Origin of the sequence: Mesorhizobium sp. M7A.F.Ca.CA.004.06.1.1, from assembly GCF_003999135.1 — a bacterium.
Classification (GTDB): Bacteria; Pseudomonadota; Alphaproteobacteria; order Rhizobiales; family Rhizobiaceae; genus Mesorhizobium.
In genome coordinates, this window is the sequence record NZ_RZPQ01001364.1 from 1 (window position 1) to 627 (window position 627).

Consider the following 627-nt stretch of genomic DNA (forward strand, 5'->3'; position numbering starts at 1 on the left):
CCCCTGACCGGATATTTATCGCGATCCGGCGAGAATGACCTGAAATAGAGATAGCCGCCTGCTGCAAGGAAACACAACAAGACCAGGCTGGCCAAACCAAAGAGGACAATCCGGTTCTTCAAGCGAATGGCCCCGCCTACCCACGCTCTTTTAACAGCCGGCCCTTCTCGCGCGACCAATCGCGCTGCTTCTCGGATTCGCGCTTGTCGTGCAGTTTCTTGCCGCGGCCGACAGCGAGCAGCAGCTTGGCGCGGCCCTGGTCGTTGAAATAGATTTTCAGCGGCACCAGTGTCATGCCTTCGCGGTCGACACTCTGTGACAGTTTCGCCATCTCGCGCTTGTTGAGCAGCAGCTTGCGGCGCCGGCGCGGCTCATGGTTGAAGCGGTTGGCCTGCAGATATTCCGGCAGATAGGAATTGATCAGCCAGATCTCGCCGCCTTCGACCGAGGCATAGCTGTCCTGGATGTTGGCCTGGCCCTGGCGCAGCGACTTGACCTCGGTGCCGGTCAGCACCAGACCGGCCTCGACCGTGTCAAGCACCTCATAGGAAAACCGCGCCTTACGGTTTTCCGAAACGGTCTTGTTGTTGGGATCGGCTTTTCTGACCTGGTTCATGATGCTTAGAG

At 58.5% G+C, this 627-nt stretch carries 1 protein-coding gene; it reads right to left on the reverse strand.

Annotated features, from left to right (window positions below; translation table 11 throughout):
- Window positions 1-136: 136 nt before the first annotated feature.
- Window positions 137-616, reverse strand: a complete 480-nt coding sequence (gene smpB, locus EN906_RS36355) for an SsrA-binding protein SmpB (protein ID WP_013532594.1) — start codon at window positions 614-616, stop codon at window positions 137-139.
- Between the last annotated feature and the right edge of the window lie 11 nt (window positions 617-627).